We start from the raw sequence: 14,297 nt of genomic DNA, 5'->3' as shown, positions 1-14,297 counted from the left end.
CGGCGGGTGCCGAAGCGGGTGCCGCGGCCGGCGAAGGCGTGCTCGGCGCGGTGGGCGGCGCGATGGCGGCAGCCGCGCCGGTGATGGCGGTGGGCGCGGCCGTGGTGGGCGTGGCCGGCATCATCTTCGCGATCGTCGAAGCGGTGAAGAAGCACAACAACCAGAAGGCCTTCGCCTCCAACGTCAACCCGACGCTGCAGCAGTTCGGCATCCCGCTGCCGTCCTGATCGACGCGGCTTCAAGGCAAGGCCAGCCAATAGGAGGCAGCATGCGCCGTCTGGTACTGGACCAGCACGACGAGGTCATGCACTTCGTCGCCTCGCGCACGGGCGAGCATCGCTACGACGATGCGCGCTCGATCGGGCTCGCGAAGAACGGCGAGCTGGTGGCGGGCGTGGTGTTCCAGGGGCACAACGGCCCCAACCTGCTGATGCACTTCGCGCTCGGCGAGGGCGTGTCGCAGCACGTGATCACGCCGGCCTTCGTGGCCGCCGCGTTTCTCTATCCGTTCGCGATGCTGGGCTGCCGGCGCGTGACGGGGCTGGTGCGCGTCGACAACCTCGAGGCGCAGAGGCTCGACGAGAACCTCGGCTTCGTGCGCGAGGGCGTGATGCGCGGCGCGGCCGGCGACGGCACCGACTTCATCCTCTACGGAATGCTGCGCGCCGAGTGCCGCTTCATCCACGGACGCTACCTGAAGGCCTTCCTGAAGGAGACCGAATCGATTCCGGACGAGGTCGCGAGCGTGGAAGCGGAGCGCGCCGCGGCCTGAGTTCGCCGCGGGTTCGCCACGGGTTCGCTACCTCATCGCGGTATCGTTCGATCTTCCGGCGCCCCGGGTCCTCAAGCGGCCCGGGCGCTTGCCGCCGCCTGCGCGGCGAATTCCCCCAGCATCCACTCGCGCAGCCGGCGCAAGGCCGCGCTGGTCTCGAAGCGCTCGGCCGTGTAGCAGAGATAGTGGCCCTGGTTGTCCACCTCGATCGGAGCGGCCACCGGCTGCACCAGGCTGCCCGCCTCGAGCGGCGCGCCGATCAGGAAGGCCGGCACCAGCGCCAGGCCCAGCCCCGCCTGCGCCGCCTGGATCAGCACCGCGTATTGCTCGAAGCGCGGCCCCGAGAAGGCGTTCATGCTGGTGACGCGATGGCGCTCCGCCCATTCGAACCAGACGCTCTCGGCCTGCTCGTGCACCAGCCGCGGCGCGGCCGCCAGGTCGGCCGGCGTGCGCAGGGCGTGCTTCGCCGCGAATTCGGGCGAGCAGACCGGCACGAAGGTGCGTCCCGCCAGGTAATCGCAGCGCACCCCTTCCCAGCGGCCGTCGCCATAGCGGATCGCCGCGTCCAGCCCGAACGGGAACGGATCGCCGTGCGCCAGGTGGCGCCGGAAGCTCAGCGTCACGTTTGGCGCGGCGGCCAGGAACGACGGCAGGCGCGGCACCAGCCACTTGGTGGTGAAGGTCGGCACGCTGGCGATGGTCAGCAGGTCGCTGTCCTCGCGCACGCTCAGCAGCTCCAGCGAGGCATTGCCGATCTCGCGCAGCGGGCCCGTGACGCGCGCGTGATAGACCTGCCCGGCGCGCGTCAGCGACAGGTTGCGCCCCTCCCGCACGAACAGCTTCACGCCGAACAGCGTCTCCAGGTTGGCGATCTGCCGGCTCACCGCGCTCGGCGTCAGGCCCAGCTCGCGCGCCGCGTAGGAAAAGTTCAGATGTTTGGCCGAACTCGCGAACGCATGCAGTTCGGCGATGTTCGGATACAGGTGCTTCATCGCGTGGTGTTCCGGATTCGCAAAGGACGATGCGCACTTTGTACGTTTTTTTCATGACGATGCCATGTCGCCGCCCCACACTGGCGGCCGTCATCGCGATGCCAAGTGCCTGATTCGACTCGGTTTCGCGCCGTTCCTCCCGCTCGTTCACGGATTCGCCGATGTCTTCCTCCGCCGCCGGGGCCCAGGCCGCTGGTGTTCCCATTCGTCGTGGCAATCGCGCGCCCTCGGCCGGCCGCGTGCTGGTGCGCGCGGTGGTGGTGCTGTTCGCGCTCTACCTGCTGCTGCCGATCGCGCTGCTGCTGATCGGCTCGACCGGGCAGAGCTGGACCAACACGCTGCTGCCCAGCGGGCTGACCGGCCATTGGTATGCCGACCTGGCGGCCGACCGGAGCTTTCGCCGCGCCTTCGTCACCAGCCTCACGGTGGCGCTGGCCTGCTGCGCGCTGAATGCGCTGCTCGGCGTGCCGCTCGCCTATGCGCTGCACCACCGCGCGCAAAGCGGCCGTGGATTAGTGGCGCGGCTGGTGATGCTGCTGCCGATCGCCGTGCCGGCGCTCACGCTCGGCTTCGGCTATATCGCCGTGTTCGGCGGCGACACGCTGCCCTGGCTCGGCACGCTGTGGCTGATGATCGCCGCGCACGCGGTGCTGACCCTGCCCTACCTGCTGCAGACCCTGCTGGCCGACCTGCGCCATCTCGACCTGGCCACCCTGGAAGCCTGCGCGGCCACGCTCGGCGCCACCCCGGCGCGCCAGTTCCTCGGCGTGGTGCTGCCCAACCTGCGCCACAGCCTGTTCGCCGGGCTGGTGATGGTGGCGGCGCTGTCGATCGGCGAATTCCAGATCTCGAACCTGATCGCGGGCTTCCGCTACCGCAACTACCCGGTGGTGCTGCTGCAGGCCTTCTACGGCGCCTCGGGCTTCGCCTGCGCCGCCACCGTGGTGCTGCTGGTGCTGGCGGTGGCCGCCACGCTGGCCTCGATCGCCACCGTGCAACGACTGAAGTAAGACCATGAGCCTCGAATTCGATACCGTCAGCTACACCTACCCGGGCGCCGCGCACGGCATCTCGGAGATCTCGCTGAAGGCGGCTCCCGGCGAGCTGCTGGCCGTGATCGGCCAGAGCGGCTCGGGCAAGTCCACCCTGCTGCGCCTCACGGCGGGCCTGTTGACCGGCTATCACGGCCGCATCGCGATCGGCGGCCAGGACGTGGCCGCGCAGCCGGTGTGGAAGCGCGGCGTCGGCATGGTGTTCCAGCAATACGCGCTGTTCCCGCACCTGGACGTGGCCGACAACGTCGCCTACGGCCTGAAGATGCGCGGCCTGGGCGCGGCCGAGCGGCGCCGCCAGGCGCTCGCGATGCTCGACCGCGTCGGCCTGGCCAGCCATGCCGGGCGGCGCCCGGCGCAGCTCTCGGGCGGCCAGCAGCAGCGCGTCGCGCTGGCTCGCGCGCTGGTGATCGAGCCGCGCGTGCTGCTGCTCGACGAGCCGCTGGCCGCGCTCGATGCCGGCATCCGCCATCAACTGCGCGACGAGATCCGCACCTTGCAGCGCGCCTGCGGCGCGACCACGCTGTTCGTCACCCACGACCAGGACGAGGCACTCAGCATGGCCGACCGCGTGGCGATCGTGGAGGGCGGGCGCGTGCTGCAGGTGGGCACGCCGCGCGAGCTCTACGAGCAGCCGGCCTCGACGCGCGTGGCGCGCTTCATCGGCCATTCGACGATCCTGCCGGGACGCGTGATCGCCACCGATCGCGTCGACGTCGGCTTCACCACCTTGTGCGCGCCCACCGGCGCGGCGCGCGAGGGCGAGGCCGTCGAGCTGCTGCTGCGTCCCGAGCACGTGCAGGCCGACCCGGAGCCGGGCTGCGCCAATCGCATCCACGGCGCGCGCGGCGAGGTCCGCTACTTCGGCTCGACCCATCGCTACGACTTCCTCCCGCATGGCGCGGCCACGCCGCTGCTCGGCGAGGGGCGCGTGGTGGCCAGCCACAGCATCGCGATCGAGCCGCGCCACCTGCGGGTGCTGCCGGCTTCGCCGGGCGCATGACATGAAGCCGTTTCGATTCGACTCGACGGCGCGGCATGAACCGGTGCCGCTTCGCACTACCGATCAACCCACGCTCGCCCGCCTCGGCGGCACACGGCCAGCACCCCGGAGAACCACGATGTCCGCAGGTCCCACCCTGATCCAACGCCTGCGCGCCGGCGCGCTGGCCCTCGCGCTCGGCACGCTCGCCGCCGGCGCCGCGCACGCGGCCCCGCCCGCGCCGCTCTACCCCGGCGAGGACGCGCTCTACGAGCAGGCCGCCGACGAAGGCCTGGTGGTGTCGTTCGACACCGGCCCCGAGTGGGCCAACTGGAAGGCGCTGTTCGCCGAATTCCGCAAGCGCTACCCGAAGGTCGAGATCACCTACAACGACATCGGCTCGGCCGCCACGGTGGTGGCGCTCGACAAGTCGCGCCGCCGCCCGCAGGCCGATACCGCCTACTACTTCGCGGCTTCGGCGCTGGACGCGAAGGCCAAGGACGTGGTCGCGCCGTTCAAGCCGATCAACTTCGACAAGCTGCCGCCGGTGTTTCGCGATGCCGATGCGCGCTGGTTCACGGTCCACTCGCTGAACATCGCCTTCCTGGTCAACCGCAAGCTGGTGAAGGAGGTGCCGAAGCGCTGGTCGGACCTGCTCAAGCCGGAATACCGGAACGCGGTGGTCTACCTCGATCCGCGCTCGACCGGCCAGGGCCAGGTGGACGTGTTCGCGGCCGCCTACGCGATGGGCGGCAGCGTCGACGATCCGAAGCCGGGCGCCGACTTCTTCGGCAAGCTCAAGAACGCCGGCAACGTGCTGCGCGTGGAGGGCACCACGCCCTACGCGAAGTTCGTGAAGGGCGAGATCCCGATCCTGATCGGCTACGAGAACGACGGCCTGAAGGCCAAGTACAGCGACGGCATGGGTGACGCGGCCGAGGTGGTGATCCCGCAGGACGGCAGCGTCTCGGCGCCTTACGCGATGAGTCTGGTGAAGAACGCGCCGAACCCGTCGGCGGCCCGGCTGTGGCTGAACTTCGTGATGAGCGACGCGGGCCAGGCGCTGTTCGCGCAGGGTTACGTGCGGCCCGCCGTGCCCGGCGTGACGCTGGCGCCGGAGGTCGCCGCGAAGATGCCGAACGCGCCGCAGGTGCATCCGCTCGACGTGGCCAAGGCGGCTGCGAAGAAGGCCCAGGTCGACCAGCTGTGGTCGCAGGCCACGCTCGGCCAGTGATGCTCGCGATCCTGCGCCACGCTCCGAGCCGCCCGCGATGAACCCGCGCTCGACTCCCGCCGCCCGCGACGCGGGCCTGCTGCGCCGCTTCGGCGCGCTGCCGGCCGGCCTGCTGTTCGCGATCGCCTTCGCGCTGCCGCTGGCGGCCCTGGTCGGCGCGGCCTTCGACGGCGGCGGCCATGCCTTCGCCGCCGTGTTCGGCGATCCGCTGGTGGCCGACGCGATCGGCCGCTCGCTGGGCCTGGCCGCGGCCACCGGCACGCTGTCCACGGCGATCGGCACGGTGCTGGCGATCGCGCTGGCCGGGCAGGCGCCGGCCCGGCGGCGCCTGTCGCTGGCCGTGCTGGGCGTGCCGCTGGCCTTCTCGGGGCTGGTGATCGCCTACGGCTTCATCCTGAGCTTCGGGCGCGCCGGCTTCGTCACCATGCTGCTGGCGAAGCTCGGCGCCGACCCGGCGCGGCTCGGCGGGCTGATCTACACCAGCGCGGGCCTGGCGATCGCCTATGCGTATTACCTGATCCCGCGCGTGGCGCTGATGTTGTACCCGGCCTTCGCCAACTTCGACCGGCGCCCGCTGGATGCCGCGCTCACGCTCGGCGCGCGGCCGTGGCGGGCCTGGCTCGACGTGGCCTGGCGCGAGCTGTGGCCCTCGGTGGCGGCGGCCTGGTGCCTGGTGGCGGCGATCGCGCTGGGCACCTACGGCACGGCGGTGGCGCTGGCCGGCACGCAGATCAACATCCTGCCGCTCCTGATGTACCTGAAGCTGTCCGACGGACAGACCGATTTCTCGCAGGCAGCCGTGCTGTCGATCCTGCTGACGGCGCTCTGCACCTGCGTTCTTGCAATGGGGGAATGGATTGTCAGACCAAGGCAACACTGAAGGCGCGTCGCTGGTCGAGCGCGCGCTCGCGGATCTCGCCGCGCGCCAGCGAGGCGCGAACCGGCACCTGATGCCGGTCGGCGTGATCGGCCCGCGCGCGGCCACCGACGAGCAGTTGCGCGTGGCCGAGCAGGTCGCGCATGCGCTGGCGCGCGCCGGCATGGTGATCGTCGGCGGCGGCAAGGGCGGCGTGATGGAGGCCGCCGCGCGCGGCGCGCATCGTGCGGGCGGCATCGCCATCGGCCTGCTGCCCGAGGACGACGCGGAAGGCGCGAACCCCTACCTGAGCGTGGCCCTGCCCACCGGGCTGGGCATCACCCGTAACGCGCTGATCGCGCGCGCCTCGCTGTGCCTGGTGGCGGTGGGCGGCGGCCTCGGCACGCTGTCCGAGATCGCGCTCGGGCTGCAATGGGGCAAGCCGGTGTTCGCGGTATGCGATGCGCCCCAGGTGGCGGGTATCGAGAGTTTCGATTCGGCGGACGTGCTGCTCGTTCGCGCGGCGCGCTGGCTGACCACGCTCGCCTGACACGGGGAAGGCGAAGCAGCGACCCTTTCGTTTCTCAAATTAATAGGATTACTGAAAATGAATAAGACCATTATCGCCGCCTGCGTGCTGGGCGGAGCCTGCGCGGCAGCGCAGGCGCAGAGCAGCGTGACGCTGTACGGGATCGTCGACAACGGCATCGCCTGGCAGAACAGCGCCGCCTCGCTGGGCTCGACCGCGGGCGGCCACTCGCTGGTGAAGATGACCTCGGGCGTGTGGGCCGGCAGCCGCTTCGGCCTGAAGGGCAGCGAGGACCTGGGCGGCGGCACCAAGGCGATCTTCACGCTCGAGGCCGGCGTGAACAGCGCCAACGGCACTTCGCAGTTCAGCGGCGGGATGTTCACGCGCCAATCCTGGGTGGGCCTCGCCAACAACCGTTTCGGCACCTTGACGGCGGGCCGCCAGTACACGGCCTACTACACGATCCTCTCGCCCTGGAGCCCGACCACCTGGCTGACCGGCTTTTTCGGCGCGCATCCGGGCGATATCGATTCGCTCGACAACATCTATCGCGCCAACAACTCGCTGGTCTACCAGTCGCCGACGCTGGGCGGCTTCAGCTTCGGCGCGTCCTATGCGTTCGGCGGCGTGCCGGGCAGCGTCGATGCCGGCTCCACCTGGAGCGCGGGCCTGCAGTACAGCAACGGGCCGTTCGGGATCGGCGCGGCCTTCCAGCGCGTCAACAACTCGACGCCGGGCGGCGGCGCCTGGAGCGCGTCCTCCACCACCTCGAACGGCGGCGCGCAAACGGCGGTCTCGGCGATCAACAACGGCTACCAGAGCGCGCAGGCGCAGCAGCGCTTCGCCGTGACGGGCGGTTACCGCTTCTCGGATGCCTGGGACGTTTCGGCATCCTATTCGAACGTGCAGTACATTCCCGGCACGGGTTCGAGCTTCCGCAACACGGCCACCTTCAACACGGCCGGCGCGGTGCTGCATTACCACCCGGCCGCGTCCTGGGACTTCGCCGGCGGCTACAGCTACACGCGCGCCACGCTGTCCAACGGCATCAGCCATGCCGCGCAGTACCAGCAGTTCACGCTCTCGCAGTACTACAGCCTGTCCAAGCGCACCGGGCTGTACGCGGTCGAGTCCTGGCAGCGCGCCAACGGCGACACGCTGTCGAGCAACGGCAAGGTGACCGTCGCCACGCCTTCGCTGGGCGACGGCTTCAGCGGCACGCCCTCGTCCTCGCGCAGCCAGGTGGCGCTCGGGGTGGGCGTGGTGCACCGCTTCTGAGCATCGGGGCGCAGTGGGGCAGGAGCGGGGCGCATGGCGCGCATCGCGGCGCCCGCCTCGCTGCGGGCTCGTGCCCGGCAGGATCGGCTTCGCCTCGGCGCAGCCGATTGCCGGGCTGCGTTCCAAAGACCGGCCGAAGCTGCTAGATTGCGGGTTCGGCGACGTTGCACGGTGCGGGCAACGTCCTTCATACGCCTGTCAAAAAGAGAACGCAGCATGACCCACATCCCCTCTTCGCCTTCCTGCGCGGCGGCAGCCGCGGTCCATCCGTCACGACATGACTGACAGGCAGGCCGCGATGCAGACACGTCCCCCGCTTTCCCAGGCCGTCCACGGCATGGTCACGCGCAGCGCGATCTTCCTGGTGGCGACGATCAATCCCGGCGAGGCCCACGCCGATACGATCCGTTCATGGTGCGGCGACATCGCGGCGCTGGTGCGCTCGGTCGGCAAGCGCGTGCCGGCCGGCAATCTCAGCTGCGTGTGCGGCTTCGGCGCCGAGGCATGGGATGCGCTGTTCGGCGCGCCGCGCCCGGCGTCCCTGCATCCGTTCCGGGAGTTCGGCGCCGGCCAGCGCCTGGCGGTGGCCACCCCGGGCGACATCCTGCTGCACATCCGCGCCGAGGCGATGGACCTGTGCTTCGAACTGGCGACGCAGTTGCTCAATGCGCTCGGCGATGCCGTCACGGTGGTCGACGAGGTGCACGGCTTCCGCAATTTCGACCAGCGCGCGATGATCGGCTTCGTCGACGGCACCGAGAACCCGGAAGGCCGCGAGGCGGTCGACTTCACCGTGATCGGCGACGAGGACGCGGCCTTCGCGGGCGGCAGCTACGTGATCGTGCAGAAGTACCTGCACGACATGGCCGGCTGGAATGCGCTGGCCGTCGAGACGCAGGAGCGCATCATCGGCCGCACCAAATTGTCCGACATCGAACTGGCGGCGGACGTGAAGCCTTCGTGCTCGCACAGCTCGCTGACCACGCTCGACGAGGACGGCCAGGAAGTGAAGATCCTGCGCGACAACATGCCGTTCGGGCGCCCGGGCGCCGGCGAATTCGGCACCTATTTCATCGGCTACGCGCGCTCGCCGCGGCCGATCGAGCAGATGCTCGAGAACATGTTCGTCGGCCGCCCGCCCGGCAACTACGACCGCCTGCTCGACTACAGCCGCGCGGTCACCGGCTCGCTGTTCTTCGTGCCGTCGGCCGACCTGCTCGAGGCGCTCGCCGAGCGCGCGGCGCCGGCCGAGGCCGCTGCCTTGCCCGAACTCTCGCCCGAATCCTCGCCGCCCGCGCCGCGTCGCGACGGCTCGCTCAATATCGGCTCGTTGAAAGGAACCCCATCCCATGAATAACCTGCATCGTGAACTCGCCCCAATCTCGTCGTCCGCCTGGACCCAGATCGAGGAGGAAGTGGCGCGCACCTTCAAGCGCTCGGTGGCCGGCCGCCGCGTGGTCGACGTCGAAGGCCCCGCCGGCTCCGAGCTGTCGGCCGTGGGCACCGGCCACCTGCGCGAGGTCGCCGCGCCGCGCGAGCACGTGAACGCGCGGCTGCGCGAAGTGCGCACCATCGTCGAGCTGACCGTGCCGTTCGAGCTGAGCCGCGAGGCGATCGACAGCGTCGAGCGCGGCGCGCGCGACGCCGACTGGCAGCCGGCGAAGGAGGCCGCGCAGCGGCTCGCCTTCGCCGAGGACAACGCGATCTTCGACGGTTACCCGGCTGCCGGCATCGTCGGCATCAGCGAGGGCACCTCGAACCGCAAGCTCGGCCTGCCGAGCGACGTCGCCGCCTACCCGGACGCGATCAGCGATGCGCTCGAGGCGCTGCGCCTGGCCGGCGTCGACGGCCCGTATTCGGTGGTGCTCGGCTCGCACGCCTACACCGCGCTGAGCGAGGCGCGCGACCAGGGCTACCCGATCCTCGACCATATCAAGCGCATCGTCAGCGGCGAGATCATCTGGGCGCCGGCGATCGCCGGCGGCTGCGTGCTGTCCACGCGCGGCGGCGACTACGAGCTGCATCTCGGCGAGGACGTCTCGATCGGCTACACCAGCCATGACGACCGGGTCGTGCGCCTGTACCTGCGCGAGACCTTCACCTTCCTGATGCTGACCAGCGAGGCCTCGGTGGCCGTGGTGCCGCAAGGCGGCACGGCGGCCTGAACGCGCTGGCCCCCGCGCGCGGCGGCGGTGTCGTCGCGCGCTTGTCGGTTTGCCCGTTGCCGCATCCATGTCTCGCCATGCCGTGCCGCCCGCCGGCAGGCTTCGTCGAATTCGGCTACAGTCGTCGCGCCCGGCCGCGCCTCGCACGAGCGCGGCCGGCCGACCTTTCGACACATGGATGCAAGGAGACGGTAATGCGGATTCTGGTGGTGGGCGCGGGCGCGACCGGCGGTTATTTCGGCGGGCGGCTGGCCGCGGCCGGGCGCGATGTGAGCTTCCTGGTGCGCGAGGGCCGGGCCCGCGCGCTGGCGCGCGACGGCCTGGTGATCCGCAGCCCGCACGCGGGCGACCTGACGCTGCCCGGCGTGAAGACCGTGCAGGCCGGCGACGCCGACCGCGCCGGCGGCTTCGACCTGGTGTTCCTGAGCTGCAAGTCCTACGGCCTGGACGACGCGATCGCCTCGTTCGCGCCCTTCGTCGGCCCGCGCACGCTGATCCTGCCGGTGCTCAACGGCATGCGCCACCTCGACGTGCTGAAGGCGCGCTTCGGCGACGCCAACGTGCTGGGCGGCCTGTGCATGATCGCGGCCACGCTCGACGACCGGCAGCACATCGTCCATCTCAACGACGCCCAGGCGGTCGGCTTCGGCGACCTGGCGGGCGGGCTCACGCCGCGCGTGCAGGCGATCGCCGAGACCTTCTCGGGCGCCGGCTTCGACGTGCTGCCGGCCGAGAACATCGTCGCGAAGATGTGGGACAAGTGGGTGTTCCTGGCCACGCTGGCGGCTGCCACCTCGCTGTTCCGCGGCTCGGTGGGCGACATCCTCGCCGCGCCGGACGGCCATCGGCTGCTGGAGACGCTGTATGGCGAGACCAGCGCGATCGCCGCGCATCACGGCTACGCGCCCGGCGAGGCGATGAACGAACGTTCGCGCCGGATCCTGTTCACGCCCTCGGGCATGACGGCCTCGATGCTGCGCGATGTCGAGAACCGCTCGCGCGTCGAGGCCGACCACGTGATCGGCGACCTGCTGGCGCGCGCGCCGGCGGGCGACGACGGCCGGCCGTCCCTGCTGCGCATCGCCTACAACCATCTGAAGACCTACGAGGCGCGGCTCGCGCGCGAAACCGCGAGCGCCTGACCCTCATCCCCGGCCGTCGCCCGACACGGCGGCGGCTTGCCTTGCCGGCTTCCTGCGATCGCACGGAAGCCGGCATTGCATTTTCCGGGCGACGTTTTCACCGCGCATGCCCGGCCGTTTCCGCGCGGTTTTCCCGCAACCGTGCTCCTTGGCTGACCCTCCCTGGACGATATCGGCTCGGCCCTCACGCAATTTCTCACACCATTTGCCGGCGACTCGATTGGGTTTCGCGCATTCGATTCGCGTCGGATGCGGGATTCGCTCGTCGCCTTTGATAAAAAATGGGATTTTGGCGTGGCTGAAAATCGACGCGAATAATCGCCTGGAAAACCACCCTCGCGAGCCGCGAGGCCGGCTGCCGCGTCCGGCCGGGATGCCCTTCCGGCCCCGCGTGCATTGCTTTTCCGGGCGATGGCGCTGATCGGAAAAACCACTTTGCCGCGATATTCCCTACTTCAATAACACCGCCCGCGATTTTTGAAAATCGGGGCGATTCCCGCTCTATCTCGGCGCCTGCCGAATTGATACGATCACCGTCGAAGCGTGCGACAAAATCAAACGTGGAGATAAGCGAAATGAGCCAATACGGGCCATTGAAATTGCATGTACCGGAGCCAACCGGCCGACCGGGCTGCAAAACCGATTTTTCCTACCTGCTGCTGTCCCCGGCGGGCAAGCTGCGCAAACCCCCGATCGACGTGGCGCCGGTCGATACCAGCGACCTGGCCTATGGCCTGGTGCGGGTGATCGACGACGACGGCCGCGCGGTCGGCCCCTGGGCCCCCGAGCTCGATCGCGACCGGCTGCGCGCCGGCATGCGCGCGATGCTCAAGACGCGCGTGTTCGACGCGCGCATGCTGATCGCCCAGCGCCAGAAGAAGATTTCCTTCTACGTGCAGAGCCTCGGCGAGGAGGCCATCGGCACCGCGCATTCGTTCGCGCTCGACAACGGCGACATGTGCTTCCCGACCTATCGCCAGCAGAGCATCCTGCTCACGCGCGAGGTGCCGCTGGTCGACCTGATGTGCCAGTTGATGTCCAACGAGCGCGACCCGCTCAAGGGCCGCCAGTTGCCGGTGATGTACTCGAACCGCGCGGCCGGCTTCTTCACCATCTCGGGCAATCTCGCCACCCAGTTCATCCAGGCGGTGGGCTGGGCGATGGCCTCGGCCATCAAGGGCGACACGCGCATCGCCTCGGCCTGGATCGGCGACGGCGCCACCGCCGAGGCCGATTTCCACACCGCGCTCACCTTCGCGCACGTCTACCGCGCGCCGGTGATCCTCAACGTGGTCAACAACCAGTGGGCGATCTCGACCTTCCAGGCGATCGCCGGCGGCGAGGGCTCGACCTTCGCGGGCCGCGGCGTGGGCTGCGGGATCGCCTCGCTGCGGGTGGACGGCAACGACTTCCTGGCGGTCTACTCGGCCTCGCGCTGGGCCGCCGAGCGGGCGCGCCGCAATCTCGGCCCGACCCTCATCGAGTGGGTCACCTATCGCGCCGGCCCGCACTCGACCTCGGACGATCCGTCGAAATACCGCCCCGGCGACGACTGGGCGCATTTCCCGCTGGGCGACCCGATCGAGCGCTTCAAGCGCCACCTGATCCGCGAGGGCCACTGGTCCGAGCAGGAGCACGCCGACCTGAAGGGCGAGCTCGAGGCCGAGGTGATCGCGGCGCAGAAGGAGGCCGAGCGCTACGGCACGCTCGGCGACGACCGCGTGAACGTCGCGAGCTTCTTCGAGGACGTCTACAAGGACATGCCGGAACACCTGCGGCGCCAGCGCCAGCAACTGGGAGTCTGAGCGATGACCACCGCACAACCCAAGGGCCAGTCGGCCGCCACCATGACCATGATCCAGGCCCTGCGCTCGGCCATGGACGTGATGCTGGAGCGCGACGGCAACGTCGTGGTGTTCGGCCAGGACGTCGGCTATTTCGGCGGCGTGTTCCGCTGCACCGAAGGCCTGCAGGCCAAGTTCGGCAGCTCGCGCGTGTTCGACGCGCCGATCTCCGAAGGCGGCATCGTCGGCGTGGCGGTCGGGATGGGCGCTTACGGGCTGCGGCCCGTGGCCGAGATCCAGTTCGCCGATTATTTCTACCCGGCTTCCGACCAGATCGTCTCGGAAGCCGCGCGGCTGCGCTATCGCTCGGCCGCCGAGTTCACCGCGCCGCTGACCATCCGCATGCCCTGCGGCGGCGGCATCTATGGCGGCCAGACCCACAGCCAGAGCCCCGAGGCGATGTTCACGCAGGTCTGCGGGCTGCGCACGGTGATGCCGTCCAATCCCTACGACGCCAAGGGCCTGCTGATCGCCTCGATCGAGAACGACGACCCGGTGATTTTCCTGGAGCCCAAGCGGCTCTACAACGGCCCCTTCGACGGCCACCACGAGCGTCCCGTCACGCCCTGGAGCCAGCACCCGGCCAGCCTGGTGCCGGAGGGCTACTACACGGTGCCGCTCGATTCGGCCGCCGTGGTGCGGCCCGGCAGCGAGCTGACGGTGCTGACCTACGGCACCACGGTGCACGTCTCGCTGGCCGCCGCCGAGGAAACCGGCCTCGACGCCGAGGTGATCGACCTGCGCAGCCTGTGGCCGCTCGACCTCGACACCATCGTCGCCTCGGTGCGCAAGACCGGGCGCTGCGTGGTGGTGCACGAGGCGACCCGCACCTGCGGCTTCGGCGCCGAGCTGATCTCGCTGGTCCAGGAGCATTGCTTCCACTGGCTCGAAGCCCCCGTCGAACGCGTGACGGGCTGGGACACGCCTTATCCGCATGCGCAGGAGTGGGCGTATTTTCCGGGGCCGAGCCGGGTGGGCGAGGCGATGCGGCGTGTGATGGAGAGCTGAGATGGGTATTCATGTGATCAAGATGCCGGACATCGGCGAAGGCATCGCCGAGGTCGAGCTGGGGCTCTGGCACGTGCAGGTGGGCGACCAGGTCAAGGAGGACCAGGCGCTGGCCGACGTGATGACCGACAAGGCCTCGGTCGAGATTCCCTCGCCGGTGACGGGCACCGTGGTGGCGCTGGGCGGCAAGGCCGGCGACATGATGGTGGTGGGCTCGGAGCTGATCCGCCTGGAGGTGGAGGGCAGCGGCAATCATCGCGGCGAGGCGCCGGCAACGCAGGCAGCGCCGGCGAAGGCGACGGTCGATGCGGCCGCAACCAAGGCCGCCGAACCGGCGCCGGTCGAAAAGAGCGCGCCGCGCGAGGCGCCCGCCGAGGCACAGCCGCGCAAGCAGGCGGCGGCCGGGCCCGCCGATGCACCGAACCGCCGCGAAGCCGCGCATA

At 70.0% G+C, this 14,297-nt stretch carries 14 protein-coding genes and 1 pseudogene; 14 read left to right on the top strand and 1 reads right to left on the bottom strand.

The window, feature by feature from the left end; genetic code table 11:
* A pseudogene (locus F3J10_RS29980) lies at positions 1-227 on the top strand (type III effector HrpK); the annotation flags it as partial.
* Between the two features lie 41 nt (positions 228-268).
* Positions 269-772, top strand: a complete 504-nt coding sequence (locus tag F3J10_RS29975; RefSeq protein ID WP_025101015.1) for a GNAT family protein — start codon at positions 269-271, stop codon at positions 770-772.
* Positions 773-843: 71 nt separating this feature from the next.
* On the opposite strand, the gene F3J10_RS29970 is transcribed toward F3J10_RS29975, so the two are convergent.
* On the bottom strand, positions 844-1,764 hold the full coding sequence (locus tag F3J10_RS29970) for a LysR substrate-binding domain-containing protein (protein WP_025101016.1): 921 nt from the start codon (positions 1,762-1,764) through the stop codon (positions 844-846).
* Between the two features lie 161 nt (positions 1,765-1,925).
* On the opposite strand from F3J10_RS29970, the gene F3J10_RS29965 reads away from it, so the two are divergent.
* From F3J10_RS29965 to F3J10_RS36410, 12 genes are all read left to right on the top strand, one after another.
* On the top strand, positions 1,926-2,774 hold the full coding sequence (locus F3J10_RS29965) for an ABC transporter permease subunit (RefSeq protein ID WP_166915282.1): 849 nt from the start codon (positions 1,926-1,928) through the stop codon (positions 2,772-2,774).
* A gap of 4 nt (positions 2,775-2,778) precedes the next feature.
* A complete protein-coding gene (locus tag F3J10_RS29960) occupies positions 2,779-3,819 on the top strand; it encodes an ABC transporter ATP-binding protein (protein ID WP_167243615.1) in 1,041 nt (346 codons plus the stop codon).
* Between the two features lie 118 nt (positions 3,820-3,937).
* Positions 3,938-5,032, top strand: coding sequence for an extracellular solute-binding protein (locus F3J10_RS29955; protein ID WP_167243614.1), 1,095 nt, complete (start codon positions 3,938-3,940; stop codon positions 5,030-5,032).
* Positions 5,033-5,069: 37 nt separating this feature from the next.
* Positions 5,070-5,912, top strand: coding sequence for an ABC transporter permease subunit (locus F3J10_RS29950; RefSeq protein WP_013689106.1), 843 nt, complete (start codon positions 5,070-5,072; stop codon positions 5,910-5,912).
* 70 nt (positions 5,913-5,982) lie between these two features.
* Positions 5,983-6,438 carry a TIGR00725 family protein gene (locus F3J10_RS29945; RefSeq protein ID WP_240155745.1) on the top strand — a complete coding sequence of 152 codons (456 nt, stop codon included), beginning with the start codon at positions 5,983-5,985 and terminating at the stop codon, positions 6,436-6,438.
* Positions 6,439-6,495: 57 nt separating this feature from the next.
* Positions 6,496-7,695, top strand: a complete 1,200-nt coding sequence (locus F3J10_RS29940; RefSeq protein ID WP_167243613.1) for a porin — start codon at positions 6,496-6,498, stop codon at positions 7,693-7,695.
* A gap of 277 nt (positions 7,696-7,972) precedes the next feature.
* The gene (locus F3J10_RS29935; protein ID WP_167243612.1) at positions 7,973-9,052 is read left to right on the top strand and encodes a Dyp-type peroxidase; all 1,080 of its coding nucleotides are present in this window, start codon (positions 7,973-7,975) and stop codon (positions 9,050-9,052) included.
* Positions 9,045-9,860 (top strand): family 1 encapsulin nanocompartment shell protein, encoded by an 816-nt coding sequence (locus tag F3J10_RS29930; RefSeq protein WP_167243611.1) that lies wholly within the window; start codon positions 9,045-9,047, stop codon positions 9,858-9,860. Before F3J10_RS29935 ends, F3J10_RS29930 begins: the two co-directional genes overlap by 8 nt.
* A gap of 194 nt (positions 9,861-10,054) precedes the next feature.
* On the top strand, positions 10,055-11,002 hold the full coding sequence (locus F3J10_RS29925) for a ketopantoate reductase family protein (RefSeq protein ID WP_167243610.1): 948 nt from the start codon (positions 10,055-10,057) through the stop codon (positions 11,000-11,002).
* Between the two features lie 575 nt (positions 11,003-11,577).
* Complete coding sequence (locus F3J10_RS29920; protein ID WP_025101026.1) at positions 11,578-12,807, top strand: 3-methyl-2-oxobutanoate dehydrogenase (2-methylpropanoyl-transferring) subunit alpha; 1,230 nt, start codon at positions 11,578-11,580, stop codon at positions 12,805-12,807.
* 3 nt (positions 12,808-12,810) lie between these two features.
* Complete coding sequence (locus F3J10_RS29915; protein WP_025101027.1) at positions 12,811-13,854, top strand: alpha-ketoacid dehydrogenase subunit beta; 1,044 nt, start codon at positions 12,811-12,813, stop codon at positions 13,852-13,854.
* Between the two features lies 1 nt (position 13,855).
* The coding region (locus F3J10_RS36410) for a biotin/lipoyl-containing protein (RefSeq protein WP_345791240.1) at positions 13,856-14,297 on the top strand (442 nt) is incomplete at its 3' end.

This window comes from Burkholderia sp. Cy-637 (genome assembly GCF_011753175.1).
Lineage (GTDB): Bacteria > Pseudomonadota > Gammaproteobacteria > Burkholderiales > Burkholderiaceae > Burkholderia > Burkholderia gladioli.
Note: the sequence above shows the minus strand (reverse complement) of the source record. Positions and strands in the feature narration are given on the sequence as shown.

Coding starts and splice junctions, on each gene's coding strand:
- F3J10_RS29920 (WP_025101026.1), top strand. CDS start 11,578: ATGAGCCAATACGGGCCATTGAAATTGCATGTACCGGAGCCAACCGGC.
- F3J10_RS29955 (WP_167243614.1), top strand. CDS start 3,938: ATGTCCGCAGGTCCCACCCTGATCCAACGCCTGCGCGCCGGCGCGCTG.
- F3J10_RS29960 (WP_167243615.1), top strand. CDS start 2,779: ATGAGCCTCGAATTCGATACCGTCAGCTACACCTACCCGGGCGCCGCG.
- F3J10_RS29950 (WP_013689106.1), top strand. CDS start 5,070: ATGAACCCGCGCTCGACTCCCGCCGCCCGCGACGCGGGCCTGCTGCGC.
- F3J10_RS29925 (WP_167243610.1), top strand. CDS start 10,055: ATGCGGATTCTGGTGGTGGGCGCGGGCGCGACCGGCGGTTATTTCGGC.
- F3J10_RS29945 (WP_240155745.1), top strand. CDS start 5,983: ATGCCGGTCGGCGTGATCGGCCCGCGCGCGGCCACCGACGAGCAGTTG.
- F3J10_RS29975 (WP_025101015.1), top strand. CDS start 269: ATGCGCCGTCTGGTACTGGACCAGCACGACGAGGTCATGCACTTCGTC.
- F3J10_RS29940 (WP_167243613.1), top strand. CDS start 6,496: ATGAATAAGACCATTATCGCCGCCTGCGTGCTGGGCGGAGCCTGCGCG.
- F3J10_RS29915 (WP_025101027.1), top strand. CDS start 12,811: ATGACCACCGCACAACCCAAGGGCCAGTCGGCCGCCACCATGACCATG.
- F3J10_RS29930 (WP_167243611.1), top strand. CDS start 9,045: ATGAATAACCTGCATCGTGAACTCGCCCCAATCTCGTCGTCCGCCTGG.
- F3J10_RS29935 (WP_167243612.1), top strand. CDS start 7,973: ATGACTGACAGGCAGGCCGCGATGCAGACACGTCCCCCGCTTTCCCAG.
- F3J10_RS29970 (WP_025101016.1), bottom strand. CDS start 1,764: ATGAAGCACCTGTATCCGAACATCGCCGAACTGCATGCGTTCGCGAGT.
- F3J10_RS29965 (WP_166915282.1), top strand. CDS start 1,926: ATGTCTTCCTCCGCCGCCGGGGCCCAGGCCGCTGGTGTTCCCATTCGT.